The sequence below is a fragment of the Alkalihalobacillus sp. R86527 genome, assembly GCF_042466185.1.
GTDB lineage: Bacteria > Bacillota > Bacilli > Bacillales > Guptibacillaceae > Guptibacillus.
Map to the genome: position 1 here is coordinate 1,574,184 of NZ_JAXHBW010000001.1, position 15,389 is coordinate 1,589,572.

General features: G+C 40.0%; 14 protein-coding genes and 2 other annotated features. Of the genes, 7 read left to right on the top strand and 7 right to left on the bottom strand.

The genetic code is table 11. The features are described from left to right. The first annotated feature begins 29 nt into the window (after positions 1–29). On the top strand, positions 30–950 hold the full coding sequence (gene rnz / locus SJY16_RS08040) for a ribonuclease Z (RefSeq protein ID WP_377888614.1): 921 nt from the start codon (positions 30–32) through the stop codon (positions 948–950). A gap of 93 nt (positions 951–1,043) precedes the next feature. Here the strand turns inward: rnz and namA are convergent, their stop codons facing one another. Together namA and SJY16_RS08050 are read right to left on the bottom strand one after the other, a co-directional pair. Continuing rightward, positions 1,044–2,063 carry an NADPH dehydrogenase NamA gene (gene namA, locus SJY16_RS08045; RefSeq protein WP_377892124.1) on the bottom strand — a complete coding sequence of 340 codons (1,020 nt, stop codon included), beginning with the start codon at positions 2,061–2,063 and terminating at the stop codon, positions 1,044–1,046. 75 nt (positions 2,064–2,138) lie between these two features. Continuing rightward, positions 2,139–2,924: a glycerophosphodiester phosphodiesterase gene (locus SJY16_RS08050; RefSeq protein ID WP_377888615.1), complete on the bottom strand. Its 786-nt coding sequence runs from the start codon at positions 2,922–2,924 to the stop codon at positions 2,139–2,141. Positions 2,925–3,076: 152 nt separating this feature from the next. Here SJY16_RS08050 and SJY16_RS08055 point away from each other — a divergent pair, with 152 nt between their 5' ends. The 4 genes from SJY16_RS08055 (at position 3,077) to SJY16_RS08070 (ending at position 8,858) form a co-directional block, all read left to right on the top strand. Beyond that, positions 3,077–4,693, top strand: a complete 1,617-nt coding sequence (locus SJY16_RS08055) for a M20/M25/M40 family metallo-hydrolase (RefSeq protein WP_377888617.1) — start codon at positions 3,077–3,079, stop codon at positions 4,691–4,693. A 97-nt stretch (positions 4,694–4,790) separates the two neighbouring features. Continuing rightward, a complete protein-coding gene (locus SJY16_RS08060) occupies positions 4,791–5,000 on the top strand; it encodes a heavy-metal-associated domain-containing protein (RefSeq protein ID WP_377888618.1) in 210 nt (69 codons plus the stop codon). A gap of 204 nt (positions 5,001–5,204) precedes the next feature. Next, positions 5,205–6,650 (top strand): cardiolipin synthase, encoded by a 1,446-nt coding sequence (gene cls, locus SJY16_RS08065; RefSeq protein ID WP_377888619.1) that lies wholly within the window; start codon positions 5,205–5,207, stop codon positions 6,648–6,650. Positions 6,651–6,821: 171 nt separating this feature from the next. After that, positions 6,822–8,858, top strand: a complete 2,037-nt coding sequence (locus SJY16_RS08070; RefSeq protein ID WP_377888620.1) for a peptidoglycan D,D-transpeptidase FtsI family protein — start codon at positions 6,822–6,824, stop codon at positions 8,856–8,858. A gap of 33 nt (positions 8,859–8,891) precedes the next feature. Here SJY16_RS08070 and SJY16_RS08075 read toward each other — a convergent pair whose 3' ends face one another. Next, on the bottom strand, positions 8,892–10,235 hold the full coding sequence (locus tag SJY16_RS08075; protein WP_377888622.1) for a sodium-dependent transporter: 1,344 nt from the start codon (positions 10,233–10,235) through the stop codon (positions 8,892–8,894). A gap of 71 nt (positions 10,236–10,306) precedes the next feature. Next, positions 10,307–10,512, bottom strand: a binding site (T-box leader). Positions 10,513–10,593: 81 nt separating this feature from the next. Next, positions 10,594–12,258 (bottom strand): BCCT family transporter, encoded by a 1,665-nt coding sequence (locus SJY16_RS08080; protein WP_377888623.1) that lies wholly within the window; start codon positions 12,256–12,258, stop codon positions 10,594–10,596. 145 nt (positions 12,259–12,403) lie between these two features. Here SJY16_RS08080 and SJY16_RS08085 point away from each other — a divergent pair, with 145 nt between their 5' ends. Next, the gene (locus SJY16_RS08085; RefSeq protein WP_377888625.1) at positions 12,404–12,727 is read left to right on the top strand and encodes an MGMT family protein; all 324 of its coding nucleotides are present in this window, start codon (positions 12,404–12,406) and stop codon (positions 12,725–12,727) included. 56 nt (positions 12,728–12,783) lie between these two features. Here the strand turns inward: SJY16_RS08085 and SJY16_RS08090 are convergent, their stop codons facing one another. Both SJY16_RS08090 and SJY16_RS08095 read right to left on the bottom strand, forming a co-directional pair. Next, on the bottom strand, positions 12,784–13,170 hold the full coding sequence (locus SJY16_RS08090; protein ID WP_377888627.1) for a DUF302 domain-containing protein: 387 nt from the start codon (positions 13,168–13,170) through the stop codon (positions 12,784–12,786). 121 nt (positions 13,171–13,291) lie between these two features. Next, the gene (locus SJY16_RS08095) at positions 13,292–13,600 is read right to left on the bottom strand and encodes a MerR family transcriptional regulator (protein ID WP_377888628.1); all 309 of its coding nucleotides are present in this window, start codon (positions 13,598–13,600) and stop codon (positions 13,292–13,294) included. Between the two features lie 321 nt (positions 13,601–13,921). On the opposite strand from SJY16_RS08095, the gene SJY16_RS08100 reads away from it, so the two are divergent. Beyond that, positions 13,922–14,131: an HPr family phosphocarrier protein gene (locus SJY16_RS08100; protein ID WP_377888629.1), complete on the top strand. Its 210-nt coding sequence runs from the start codon at positions 13,922–13,924 to the stop codon at positions 14,129–14,131. Between the two features lie 77 nt (positions 14,132–14,208). Here SJY16_RS08100 and proC read toward each other — a convergent pair whose 3' ends face one another. Then, entirely contained in the window at positions 14,209–15,045 is an 837-nt protein-coding gene (gene proC, locus SJY16_RS08105) for a pyrroline-5-carboxylate reductase (protein WP_377888631.1), read from the bottom strand. Between the two features lie 48 nt (positions 15,046–15,093). Beyond that, positions 15,094–15,306: a binding site (T-box leader), on the bottom strand. Between the last annotated feature and the right edge of the window lie 83 nt (positions 15,307–15,389).

The following is a 15,389-nucleotide window of genomic DNA, read 5'->3' on the forward strand; positions in this document are numbered from 1 at the left end:
ACAAACGGTATCTGAAAGGAGGGAATGCAGTGGATCTTACGTTTTTAGGGACCGGTGCAGGAGTACCATCAACAAAGAGGAACGTTAGCTCATCCGCATTACGCCTTGATAGCGGTGAAATCTGGCTTTTCGATTGTGGTGAAGCTACACAGCACCAAATTCTATCGTCAACCATCACTTTAAGCAAAATAACAAAGATTTTTATTACCCATTTACATGGTGATCACATTTTTGGTTTACCGGGGTTGCTTGGTAGCCGTTCTTTTCAAAGTGGGGAATCTGATTTAACCATCTATGGCCCCGTTGGTTTAAAAGAGTTTATTGAATCCTCCTTGAAAGTAAGCGGAACGTCCTTGCGTTATTCTCTTCATATCGTTGAAATTAATAAAGACAAGGTTATTCATCTTGGTGACTATAAGGTTGAGGTCGCTTTACTTGAGCATGGGATAATGAGTTTTGGATATAGAATTAAGGAAGAGAATAAGCCGGGGCGTCTTGATGCTAATAAGCTTAAGAAACTCGGTGTGAAACCAGGTCCGTTATATAGAATACTAAAAACAGGCGGGGAAATAGAGCATAATGGAAAAATCATAGCAGCTGACGAGGTTACGGGACCAGTGATACGTGGGCGTTGTCTCGTAATATGCGGAGATACTCGGTACAGTAAGAAAACCGTCTCGTTAGCACAAGGAGCAGATTTACTCGTCCATGAAGCGACGTTTTCAAAAGACAAAGAAACACTAGCTTATGAATATTTTCATTCAACAACAGTAGAAGCAGCAAGCATTGCACGTGATGCTGATGTAAAAGTGCTCGCGCTTACCCACATTAGTTCACGTTATCAAGAAGAAGATCTTGATCGTATGTTAGAAGAAGCGAAGGGGGTCTTTCCTAACACTCAGATTGTTAGCGATCATATTACAGTATACATCCCCCAGCACTCTAGCTGAGGTGAATTAATTAATTGGGTATTAAATAGAAAAACCTACTGCCTAGTGACGCTATAGGAGTAGGTTTTTTATGAATGATACTGATATAAAGGTTTAATTCCAACCGCGTTCATATTGCTTAGGAGCTTTAAGTTCAGCTCCAAGCTCTACAGCAGCAGTTCTTGGCCAGTATGGATTACGGAGTAGCTCTCTTGCTAGGAAAACAAGATCTGCACGTTCGTTCTGAATGATTTCTTCAGCTTGAAGAGGATGAGTAATTAATCCTACTGCGCCAGTGGCAATGTTAGCCTCGCCACGGATTCGTTCTGCGTGGGTAACCTGATAGCCCGGATAAGCATCGATTTTCGCTGGAATAACTCCACCAGTACTACAGTCGATAAGATTAACACCTTGATTCTTCATTTCCGAAGCGAAATAAATAAAATCGTCGATTGTGTTACCTTCTTCGTGATACTCATCTGCAGAAACTCTAACAAACAACGGACCATCCCACACTTCTTTCACTGACTCGATTGTTTCCTTTAGGAAATTATACCGGTTCTCTCGCGAACCTCCGTACTTATCATCACGTTTATTGGTAAGCGGTGATAAGAATTCATTAATTAAATAGCCGTGAGCGGCGTGTAGTTCAATTACATCGAATCCTGCTTCTTTTGCTCGTCTAGCTCCCTCTCGAAATGCGGTGATCGTATCATGAATGTGGTCTTTTGTCATTTCTTCAGGTGTTTTCATCTTATCGTCGAATGGTAGGGGTGATGGAGCAAGGATAGGTCCATCCACCTTCGCTTTTCTACCTGCATGGGCAAGCTGGATGCCTACCTTGGCTCCTTGCTCTTGTGAAAGGTTAACAATATTGCTTAACCCTTCGATATGATCATCGCTCCAAATCCCTAAATCTTCTGGTGATATACGTCCCTGCATTGTAATTGCAGCTGCTTCAGTGAAGATGAGGCCCACCTTTCCAACAGCTCGTGACGTATAATGTGTGTAATGAAAACGAGTAGCTTTCCCATCCCTTGCTTCACAGGAATACATACACATAGGACTCATTACAATTCTATTAGGGAATGTGACATTCTTAATCGTATGGGGGGTGAAAAGTGCTGCTGTCATCTTCATCTTCTCTCCTTATGTTTTTATAGTATTTTCAAGCATAACGTGTATCTATCTTAAAGACAGGTTTGAAGCTTACTTTTTGATAAATTGCCAAATCTTCTTTAACCATGAGCGCTTTTCTTGAGGAATGTGCTCATTTTTCATAATTTTGAGAGCTAAGTCGGGTACATCCGTTATGATTCCGTCTGCATTCCATTCTATAAACTGTTTGATGAGACGCTCATCATTTACTGTGTAAGGTCTAACATTTATTCCATGTAACTGGGCAGTTTTCGTGAGTGAGCGATTAACCGTTTTATACTGTGGATGAATCGCTTTTGCTTTAAAATTTTTCGCATAATCCCACGGTTCGTGTAAAGATGCCTTATAGATTGGAGCCGTTTCTACTTTTGACCAAAGCTTATGAACATCTACGAGTCTGTTGTGTTCAAAACTTGAAATGACTGTGTTTTTTTCTGAACGATGTTTCTTTATAAGTGGAATACTTTTCTCGACTAATATTTTATTTGTGTCACTATAATATTTCAGTTCTATGTTTAACCATAGGTTAGAATATTGATTCGCCCAGGTTAGCACTTCTTCAAGTGAAGGAATCATTTCTCCTTTGAAAGATGGGGAAAACCAGCTTCCTGCATCATGCTTTCTCAAGTCAGAGAAAGTTGTTTCTGTAACAATTCCTCTCCCGGAAGCTGTACGCTTCAATGTTCGATCATGAATGACAACTGGTATCTGGTCACTCGATAGCTGAATATCCAATTCAATTCCTTCAGCACCAAGTTCTACAGCCCGTTTGAAAGCACTCATTGTATTTTCTGGACATTGTTTGCTTGCGCCTCGGTGTGCAAAGATAATAGTCATGTTTTCCTCCATTCTTGCTGGTCTTTTCAGGATCAGTATGTATAAAATATTATATACAGTTAAAATGTTTTAAAAAGTCTTTCGATTCTCATTTAACCTACCAAAAACGGGTTTCATTTGCAAAAGCTAGAGAGAAGAAGGAGGGCATTCTAATGGGGAAATGGCAGACAAAAGAGACGCTATTGTATTTATTAACGAGACTAGTCGACCATCAAAGCGTCACCGGATCTTATCCTGAAATCGCTCTTGCAGAGTATATTCATTTGCAGCTACAGGATCTAACGTACTTCAAAAAACATCCCGATCAGCTTGCTCTTCACCCTACAAGTGATGGTCGTTTTTTTGTTACAGGCCTCGTGAAGAATGGCACATCGAAGAAGACAGTCATCTTGATCAGTCATTTCGATGTTGTTGACGTAGAAGACTACGGACAATGGAAAAACCTTGCCTTCAGCCCTTATGATTTAACAGAAGAGTTTTATAAGAATAGCGATAAATTGCCACTGGATGTCCAAACCGATTTAGACCATGGTGAATGGCTGTTTGGACGAGGCGTTATGGATATGAAATCAGGTCTTGCTCTTCAAATGAGTATGCTTGAGAAAGCCGCTCTTTCGGAATTTGATGGGAATGTTCTTTTCCTTACTGTTCCAGATGAAGAGGCAAATTCAATCGGAATGATTGAGGCTGTTCCTATCCTTGTGGAACTTGCAAAACAATATGATTTAGAATATACGGCATGCTTAAATTCAGAACCGGTGTTTACTAAGTATCCGGGCGATCAAAATATGTACGTCTATTCAGGTTCGATAGGAAAATTGCTACCTGGGTTCTTCTGCTATGGTCGAGAAACTCATGTTGGTGAACCTTTCTCTGGTTTGAATGCAAACTACATGGCAGCAGAAGTCACAAGAGAGTTAGAACTTAACCAGGACTTTTGTGAGATTGTGGAGGGTGAGGTGACGCCACCTCCAACGAATTTAATGCAGAAAGATTTGAAAGAAGAATACTCTGTACAAATCCCCCATGTTGGTGTCACTCTTTTTAACGTGCTTGGAATGGAAAGCAGTATAGAAGAGATGACAAATAAACTATTTAAATCTGTTGAAAAAGCGGCTAAGCGAATCGAAGAACACTATATTGAACGTGCGAAAGCATTCTCAAAACTTCAGTCGTTTAAACCTGAACCCTTTCATGTGCGGGTTCTTTCTTATCATCAATTGTTGAAGAGGGCAGTAGAATTGTTTGGAGAGCCGGAGATTAAGAGGCGACAAGACTATATTATGGCAAATTACAAAGATCTTGGTGATCGAGATTTATCAACGAGGATGGTGTTTGACCTCGCATCTCTTTGTAAGGAAGACGGTCCGATGATCGTTCTTTTCTATAATCCACCGTTCTATCCTGCTGTTTCTTCGCGGAAGGATACGTTTATACAGGAAACGATCAAAGAGGTTATCTCATATAGTCAAAAGCAACACGGGGTGACGTTAAAGCACCAACACTATTTCCCGGGACTATCTGATCTTAGTTTCGTTGGTCTTGAACGAACAAAAGAGACGATTAAACCACTCAGTGACAATATGCCGTTGTTTGGACAATCATACAACCTCCCTTTGGAAGCACTTGAACAATTAAAAGTGCCAGTAATGAACCTCGGCCCAAAAGGAAAAGATGCTCATAAATGGACAGAGAGACTAGAATTAACGTATTCGTTTGGCACATTACTTGATATGCTGCCATTTACGATCAAGCAATTACTGAGGTAGGCGTACCTTTTTCTTGAGGGCGTTGAAGAACTGTTCTTTTGATAGACACATGGGCATACTGATTGAAAGAATGTGTGGCGCTGAAGAGAGGTGTGAAATGGTGGAGGAAACGAGGATTGCCATTAAAGGGATGACGAGCTACCAGTGTCATTCTACATTTCGGAGTGCACTGCTCGAGCTTACAGGAGTGTTTGCAGTTGAGATATACCTTGCTGAAGAGAAAGCCGTTATTACGTATGATGAAAATAAGGTGTCGCTCAACGAGCTAACTTCTTTGATACAGAGAAAGGGATATGAGGTTGAATAAGGTTTCTGAAGGGAATACGTTTCTATACCAGCTGTTGTTTGGCTGGTTTTTTTGAGAGATAACATAAGTGTTCTTCCTTATATCTGCCTTTTTATTTTAGTAATCATTTTATGTCTTAAAATACGCAGGGAATTCATGTAAACTTAAAAGATGATGTTTCCAATTGTTACACTCGTCTAGTGGTTGTTTAAAGGAGATACCGGTATGGATATTATGTCTATTTTACTTGGAATTTTGTTTGTTCTTAACTTAATGTTAGCAGCCGTCGTCATTTTTCTCGAACGAAAAGATGCAGGCGCAACGTGGGCTTGGTTAATGGTGCTGCTTTTTATTCCTCTTCTTGGATTTATTATGTACTTGATTTTCGGTCAAAACCTAAGTAGAAGGAGGCTCTTTGATTGGGAGAACATTAAAAAAGTAGGAATCGAGGACCTTATTCAAGAGCAGGTTAGCGAGATTAAAGAGGGCATCTACCCTTTTCGAAACGAAGAAATTGCTAGACATAAGGATATTATTTATATGCATCTTGTGAACGATGATGCTGTTCTTACACAAGATAACGATATTACGATATATACAGACGGCAAGGAAAAGTTTGAAGCTGTCTTACAAGATATTGAGAATGCGAAAGATCATATTCATTTTCAATATTATATTTTCCAAAAAGATAATCTTGGTAGAAAGATTGTTCAAAAACTATCTGAAAAAGCACGTGAAGGAGTTGAGGTGAGAGTCCTTTATGATGAAATGGGCTCGCGAAAAACCAGAAAGCGCTTTTTCAGAGAATTGATTGAAGCTGGTGGAGAGGTTGTAGTGTTCTTTCCATCTCGGATTCCGTACGTGAATACACGATTAAATTATCGCAATCATAGAAAACTCGTTATTATTGATGGTCGTGTCGGTTATGTAGGTGGATTTAACGTTGGGGATGAATATCTCGGTCTCAATAAGAAGTTTGGGTATTGGAGGGATACTCATCTCAGGATGGAAGGTAGTGCAACACTTGCGATGCAAACAAGGTTTCTGCTCGATTGGAATCATGCTGCTCGAAATAAGATCGGGTACGAGGCACATTACTTTCCAGTTCTTCCGACGGTGGGTCACGCTGGGGTTCAAATTGTTAGCTGTGGACCTGACTCAGAATGGGAGCAAATCAAAAACGGTTATATTAAGCTAATCTCATCAGCCAAACGAACGGTGTATATACAAACTCCATACTTTATTCCAGATGAGAGTTTGCTCGATGCGCTTCGGATTGCTTCCTTAAGCGGTGTTGATGTAAGGCTGATGATCCCGAACAAACCTGATCATATGTTTGTTTACTGGGCTACATACTCTTATGTAGGTGAACTGTTAAAAGCAGGAGCACGCATCTATATTTATCAAAACGGTTTTATTCATGCAAAAACGATTTCAGTAGATGGTGAGATTTCATCCGTTGGCACAGCGAACATCGATGTAAGAAGTTTCAAGCTGAATTTTGAAGTTAATGCATTTATATATAACGAAGATATTGCAAAAAAACTTGAAAAAACGTTTGTAGACGATATGGAAAAAAGTGATGAGTTAACACAAGCGGGGTATCACAATCGCTCAACTTGGATTAGATTCAAGGAATCTATATCGAGGTTACTTTCACCAATTTTATAGGATGAGCTTCTTATGAGAGGTCCGGTTTTCTCGGTGCCTCTCATTTTATTTTCAGATCAATTTAATCGTCATAAAAAAATTATATAATTCAAACTTAATAAAACATTGTCCGATCATGATATGTTAAAATGATTGGGAAGATAAGGAAAAAATAGAAGGGAGAGGCACGAATTGATAAAAAAGAACATAAAGAAGTCTCATGTGCCTTTTCGATTAAATATACTTTTCCTCTGTGTTTTTTTATTGTTTTCTGCGCTAGTCCTACGACTCGGCGTGATCCAAATTGTTCAAGGTGAGGATTTTGAACGACTGACGGAACAAACTGAAAACGTGACGGCAAAGTCATCTGCACCGAGAGGAAAGATGTTTGATCGCTACGGAAGAGTTCTGGTGGATAATGAGCCAACGTTTACCCTTACATATATAAGAACTCAAAACACGAAATCCAAGGAAAGACTTGAGGTAGCGAGAAAATTAGCGACCTTCATCGATGTCGACACAGACAAAGTGACTGAACGAGATCTGAAAGATTACTGGATCTTGACGAAGCCTGAGAAAGCAAAGGCAAAGCTTTCTGACAAAGAATGGAGTGAACTTAAGCCTAAAGCTGCTTACCAGCTACAGATTGACCGCATTAAAGAAGATGATTTGAAGGAGATCTCTGATGATGCTGAAGAAATGAAGGTAGCAGCGATCAAGCGACAAATGGACACGGGTTACGCGCTATCGTCTCAATCCATTAAAAAAGGTCTTACAAGAGAAGAGATTGCGAAGGTAAGTGAACATTTAGATATTCTACCTGGAGTTGACATTCAGGCAGACGCTGAACGGGTTTATCCATATGGAAATACGCTTGAAACAATGTTTGGAAATCTCGGTCAAATCCCAGAAGAGCAAATCGATAAATACAAAATGAGAGGCTATGACCATAACGACCTTGTAGGAGTCAGTTATCTTGAGAAGGAATATGAAGAACTTCTGAAAGGTCAAAAAGCAAAGAAGAAATATATTACCGATAAATCAGGTAAACCGATGGGAGAACCAATTGTAACACCTGGGAAACGAGGAAATGACCTTGTACTCACGGTTGATATCGATTTGCAGAAAAAGCTAGATTCTATCCTTGCAAATCAGCTAAGGGATGCAAGAGCGAGAGGTAATCCTCACGCAGATCGTGCGTATGCGATTGCGATGGATCCAATGACGGGTGACATATTAGCATTCGGTGGAACGAAATACGATTCGAGTGAAAATGAGTATATCGAGTACTCATATGGTACTCTCTCAGAAGCTTACGAGATGGGTTCGGCTGTCAAAGGGGCATCGGTTTTAACAGGTTATGAGACCGGGGTTATCGGTCATGGAACTGTTTTGTACGATACCCCGATTCTTATTCCGCAAACCGAGCCTAAAGCTTCATATACGAAAATGTTTTCGATCAATGACTTAACCGCTTTGGAACGTTCTTCCAACGTGTACATGTTCCGCATTGCGATGATGATAGCGGGTTACGATTATCAGCCGAATACAAGAGGGATTCCATGGAATCGAAATGCTTATGACACGATTAGGTACAACTTTAATCAATTTGGACTTGGAAAGAAAACTGGAATCGATATGCCGATCGAAACAGCTGGAATTAATGGTGGATATGATGTTCTTGGTAAACTGATGGATTTGATGATCGGCCAGTTTGATACTTACACGCCACTGCAGATGGCTCAATACGTTTCAACCATTGCGAATGGAGGAAAGCGACTTCAGCCACACTTCTTAAAAGAAGTGCATGAACCTTCAAACGTGAATGGACTCTCAAATATCTTAGTCGAGCAATTTGATACGAATGTGTTGAATACGCTCCAGATGAGTAATAGTGATATCGATCGTGTGCGAAATGGACTCTGGCGTGTAACAAATGGTAGCAGAGGAACTGCAGAGGATGAATTTATTGGAGCGGATTATTCACATGCTGGGAAGACTGGAACAGCACAGGTGAAAGATGACCGGTATAACTTATCTTTCGTAGGTTTTGCGCCTTACGATAATCCAGAAATAGCGATTTCAGTAATCGTTCCAAATATGAACGATGATGGAAACCATGTTAACCAGCGAATTGGAAGACAACTTTTAGATGCGTATTTCGATTTGAAAGATAAACCTAAGCCTTCATCACCAGCTGAAAGTGACGCTGATGAGGATGCTAACTAAACAAAAACCTCACCATTTCTGGTGAGGTTTTTGTTAAATTACGCCTAATGCATCTAGCATGACGGCAATGATTAAAAGTGGTGCTCCAAAGCGGATAAGGAAATACCATGTTTCAAACAAGCCTTTTTTCAGTCCGCCGCCGCGCTGTAATTCTTCGTACAAAGCGGTCTTCTTCATTTTAAGTGGAACAAAAATCGCAATTAATAACGAGCCAAGTGGAAGCAAAATGTTACTGACTGTATAATCTGCAAGATCGAAGATGGTCTTCTCAAATAAGGTGATATCTGCTAAAACACCATAGGAGAGAGCGGAAGGAACACCTGCTACAAAGATGGCAAGTCCAATGATCCACGCCCATTTCTTGCGTCTTTCTAAATCTCCTTTAGAAATGACGGATACGATAATTTCAAGCATCGAAAAGGCAGAGGTGAGTGCTGCAAATAAGAATAGTACTAGAAATGCAATGAAAAACAGCATGCCGAATGGTAGCTGGCTGAAGACCGTTGGTAAAACATTAAACAACAGAACAGGACCTGCGCCTGGTTCAAGACCGAATGAAAAGACGGCTGGGAAAATAGCTAGACCTGCTAGTAGGACTATCAAAATATTTAGGGAGACGATCGATATTGCTGAACGTGGTAAACTTTGCGTTTTCGGTAAATACGAGCTGTACGTTACCATGACAGAAACACCTACGCTAAGGGTAAAGAACGACTGCCCCATTGCTTCTAAAATCGTTTGTGATGTAACTTTTGAAAAATCTGGCTGCAGTAGAAATGTGATGCCTTCCATTGCTCCGTCGAGTGTAATAGCTCTGATTACTAAAATAATGAACAGGATGAAAAGGGCAGGCATCATTATCTTACTCGCCTTTTCAATCCCTTTTTCAACCCCTCTGGATACAACAAGAATCGTCATCAATATAAAGAGAAGTTGTACACCAACACTGATGAATGGATTTGCAATCGTTGATCCAAACACGCCCATATATTCATCTGAGGAAAGTCCGTACATTTGACCAGTAACTGCCTTGTAGAGGTAAACAATAATCCAGCCACCTACGACACTATAAAAAGATAGAAGTATAAAGGACGTAACCATCCCTAGAATACCAACGCGATACCATTTTGATTTTGGTGCAATGGTCTTATAGGAATCTACGGCGTTATTTTGAGCTGTACGACCGATCGAAAACTCTGCGAGTAGAAGCGGTAAACCAAGTATTAAAGTGAATAATATAAAAATAAGAAAGAATGCGCCACCCCCATTTTGTCCTGCTGTGTAAGGGAATTTCCAAATTGCGCCTAGCCCGATTGCAGAACCTGCAGCGGCTAATATAAAGCCTAATCTTGAGGACCATTGTTCCTTTTGACTCATACTATTTCTCCTTTCATCCATGACCGTTGAAGTTTACTTACATACTAATAAAAAATCGTCCCTACGGAATCCGTAGGGACGATTGCATCGCGGTACCACCCTGGTTGTGAGAATTCACTCACCACTTTGTATGTGTAACGATCTTCACCGTCTTTTGCACTAGCAAAAGAAGCTCCAGAAATGAAATTCACCAGTCCTTTTTGCACCGATTCTCACCAGCCATCGGCTCTCTTTAACAGGGAAAGGGAGGCTACTTAGTTTCCTTCAAAGCAGTTTCATGTGTAGTTAGTTATACAATTTTTATCATGAACAAGATAGAGTGTCAATAAGCTTTTTCTTATGTTGCGCTGAAATAACGTTACTCTGTTTTGTTGTCGTTATTATCTTTCTCTTCAAGATGCGCGTCTACAGGCCCTTTTTGTTTACGATCATTCTTTTTTCTTCTCTTAATTGTCTGCAAAATCTTTTTGTAATTTAATGAATACACTTTAGGCTCGTAGTGTTCAGACGCTCTAATATCTTCAGAAGATGCTCTCATAAAGGACCAGGCGAGCATAATCATGATGAAGAGTAGCGGGAAGCCTCCAACTATACTTGCAGTTTGAAGGGTGCCTAGGCCTCCTATGAACATGAGCGTTAGCGGCATTAAGCATAAAGCAAATGCCCAAAAAAGTCTGTTCCAACGAATTGGTTCGTCTTTCACTTCTTTCTGAACAACTGATGCGAGAATATAAGAGCTCGAATCAAATGTTGTTGCAAGAAAGATTATTGCTAGCACTGTGAAAACGAAAATCATCAACCATGATAAAGGAAGTTGTGCAATGGTTTCGACGATTGCTCTTGGAGCCCCTTTATCATTCAATACGCCTATAACATCAAACTTACCCGTTAGTTGCATATGAAGTCCGTAGTTACCGAGAATACCGAAGAACAACAAACTTCCGAATGAGCCATAAGAAATGGTTCCAAGAATCATTTGTTTAATTGAGCGTCCTCTTGAAATCTTCGCTACAAAGAGACCAACGAACGGCGCGTATACGAGCCACCATGCCCAATAGAAGACCGTCCAACTCTCAGGGAAACCGGTTTTTTCGTATGGACCGAGAGTATTATATGGTTCTGTCCACGTGCTCATGTGGAAGAAATTATCCATCAAAAGGCCGATACTATTTGTAGTCGTTTCGACAAGAAATCTGGTAGGTCCAAAGATGAGGACAAAGAGAAGGAGAAATATAGCCAGGATTAAATTTAAGTCTGAAAGGACCTTAATCCCTTTTCTAAGTCCTGAATATGCGCTCACTGCAAAGATCGCCGTAACTAGAACGAGGATCATTGTTTTCAAGATCATGTTAACAGGTAACCCTGTTAACATGTTGATTCCTTCAGCGATCATCGGCGTACCAAGCGCGAGCGTTGTACCGGCACCACCTAATAATCCAAACATAAACAGAACATCAATGATTGTGCCTAGCGGTCCGTCAGCAAGTTTTCCGATCAGTGGCCTCGTTGCTTCACTAATCTTCAAAACCGGTTTTTTCCTTACATAGTAAAAATAGGCGATCGGTAGAGCTGGTAATGTATAAATTGCCCAAGCGATTGGTCCCCAGTGAAAGATGCCGTATGTACTAGCCCATAGAATCGCATCTTTTGTCCCGGGCTCTAGTCCGAATGGGGGCCCTTGGAAATAATAAGCCCATTCAATGGTTCCCCAATAAAGAATACTTGATCCAATACCGGCGCAAAATAGCATTCCGGCCCATGAGAAGTTATTAAATTCTGGGCGTTCATCTTCGTCACCGAGTCTCACACGCCCATTCTCACTGAAAGCCACATAAATCAGAAATAAAAATATTCCCAGTCCAACAAGCAAATAGAGAACACCGAATCTTGTGGTGATAAATGTATTTGCTTTATCAACAACCTCTTTCCCTGCTTCAGGGAATAGAACGAGTGGAACGGTTACTAATAACAGTAAGAATAAAGCTCCGATAAACGTAGACCAATCGATTAACCGTTTATTCATTAAACTTAACTCCTTTACGATTACTTGTGAGTCCTTAGTTTTAGTCAACTCGAACTTTTTATTCAAAGTTGAGAATAGGACAAGTGAAGAAAGTGGAAATAATCTGATATGATGAAGGAAAGATTGTTGGGATAAGGGTGAGACAATGGAGAGATTTACTGAAAATGCGGTTAGTATTATAAAAAAAATACCATGCGGAAGAGTGATGACATATGGCCAAATTGCTAGGTTAGCAGGGAGTCCACGGGGGGCAAGACAAGTGGTTCGAATCCTCCATTCCATGAGTAAGAAACATCGATTGCCGTGGCATCGGGTTATTAATAGTAAGGGTGAGATTGGTTTGCGTGAAGAAGAAGGAGTGTTCATCCAAAAAATGGCGTTAGAAGAAGAAGGAGTAAGGTTTTATAAGGATAACAAGGTGAGCCTAAAGGAATATCAGTTTCATCCGGATGAAGATAGTTCTTACTAAAAAATGACTAGCCTTTCTAATAAAAGAAAGGCTAGTCATTGGTGTGATTAAATCGTTTATCTGCTGTTTTCAATGCAAGAAATCAATCGATCTTCGATGTCTAGGCCTATGCCTTTAAGGCGATCATCACCAGTTAGTTCTAAAAGGGTGGTTGGTTTCGGCATGCCTATTTTCGTTACGCCGTTGTCTTCATATACGACGATTTTGCATGGGAGAAAATAACCTACAATTTTATTTTCTTGTAGAACGCGGTCTGCCTCTTCTGGGTTACAAACTTCCAATACCCGATACGGCGTATTGAAATCCATTCCTTTTTCCTGGAGTTTTGAAGTTAAATCAAAGTCCCATAACACTCCAAAACTTTCTTCCTGTAGTGATTTACTCAAATCCTCAACTGTTTTATCAATTGTCTTACTCGTTTCAATTGTGTAGTGAAAGCTCACGGTGAAATCTCCTTTCCTGAACGTTTGATGTCTATTATTTCTATACCCTGTAGTGTATAGATTAAACTGACTTTCTACTAAAAAAAAGCAGACAGATAACCGTCTGCTTTCTAATATAGAGCTATTTTGACATTTTGAACGCAGCGTTAAGCTGTCCACGAATCATTTCATCTCTAATTTTCCCTTTATCTTTTTGCTTTTCTTTCTTGTACATTTTCTTAATTTCAAACGTCTGCATTCCATCTTCAATCTGATTTGCAATATCCATCAACTTTTCTACATCGTTAAATGAAAACTTTCTAGTGCCTCCACCAGATCGTTCAGGTAGGATTAGTCCTCGCTCTTCGTAATAACGTATTTTGCGGAGTGACAATCCAGTTAGTTCACTTACCGATCCAATCGGAAGAACCTTTTTTTCTTTGTATGACAAATTCACTCACTCCTACGATCATTTTCATAGTGTAGTTGACGCATCATAACTTATTAAAAATTGCATATACTAACCTCTTAATCTGCTAATAGTATAGCACAAACAAGGATGATTGATTAGAAGGTTGGTAGAATATCTGACATATAGTATGCACTTCAGAAAAGAATGTGTCAGGAAAAGTGTCAAATGTCTTGAGGAACTGATATGAAGGTGGGAAAATAAGAATGGTGAAGCGGTTGTACTAATTTCTTAGGAAGTGGTGATTAATTGAAGTTTGAAAAATCGTTTCTGTTAACTGAAAAAATGACTACGGATTTTCTAATGGAAATTGTAAGAACTGCAAACTTGTTTTCGAGCTATATATTGGTAGAAGTTAGTGGTACTCAACGAAATGCAAAAAGTTTACTAAGTATGAGTGCTTTGAAAGGATTTAGAGGGCCAGTAGTGGTCATGGTGGTTGGTGCAGATAGTAGAGAAGCATTAGGGACTTTAAGTAACAACTTTATAGAAATGCAAAAAAGAACAACGTAACCTAATTTTTTTTGAGGACTTTTGGTACCGCTTACATAATGATTTAGACCCTCACTGTTCAGGTGAGGATGCTGTAGTTATATTCTTTTTGTTTTCATGTGAGAGTGACCGAGTTCTGCTGAACGGTTCCTTGCACCAGTTATACTTTGAAGCACTGCTTCGTCAAATTGATAGTTTTGTAAAATCGATATTCCCGTATGAGTGGTTCCTCCTGGACTAGTCACTTTCTCCCTAAGAAAAGAAGGGGAGTGGTTCGTTTGACTCAGCATCATCGCAGCACCTGCCATTGTTTGGATGATCAAGTTGCGAGCGGTTTCTTTATCTAATCCATTAAGATTGGCAGCCCTTTCCATACATTCCACCATGTAATAAAAATATGCAGGTCCACTACCGGATAAACCTGTGACTGTATCTAATTGATTTTCTGGAACATGAACGACTGTACCAATGGTTTCGAATAGATCTACAGCAAAACTCAACTGGTCGTTACGACTGTATCGGCCGGAAGAAATCGCGGTAGCAGAATGGCCGATCGCTGCGGACGTATTAGGCATCGCCCTTATGACTGGTGTTTCAAAATCGATACATTCTTCAATATCCTTTGTGGTGATACCGGCGACTACAGATAAGATAAGGTGTTTTTCTGTAATATATGGTGCCAAACTCTGAAGCGCTTTTTCGACATCTTTTGGTTTCATAGCTAGAATGATAACGGTAGCTTTAGTTAATACTCTCTCATAGTCCTGGGTGACCTCTACGTTATATTTTAATTGTAAATCTTCAAGTCTTTCTTTGTTGATGCGGTTTAAAAGGGTAACTTGCTTAGGTAAGACAAATGATTTTGCGATCATACCTTCCACCATCGATTCTGCCATTGATCCGGCTCCGAGAAAACCAACATGCAGTGTGTTCATGATACCGCTCCCTCTCTTTTCAATATAAAACGCCCAATCATCCTTCATGTAAAGGACGAATGGGCGTGATCCGTGGTACCACCTTTATTTAATATCTAACTGAGATATCCTCAAAAGCCCTATAACGCGGGAAGCGGCCATGTTTCCACAGCTAGCTCAAGGGTAGGTTCGAAGCTTGCAATAGTAAGGAATCTTTCAGCCCATGAATTCCTCTCTCTGAAACATGTCTTAGCTTCTACTAATCCCATTCATAGCTATAATCGATCTCAAATATAGTTTTACATAGTATGCAACGAAATAGAAAAATTGTCAATTAGTTTTTATAATTTTCTGAATATACTATT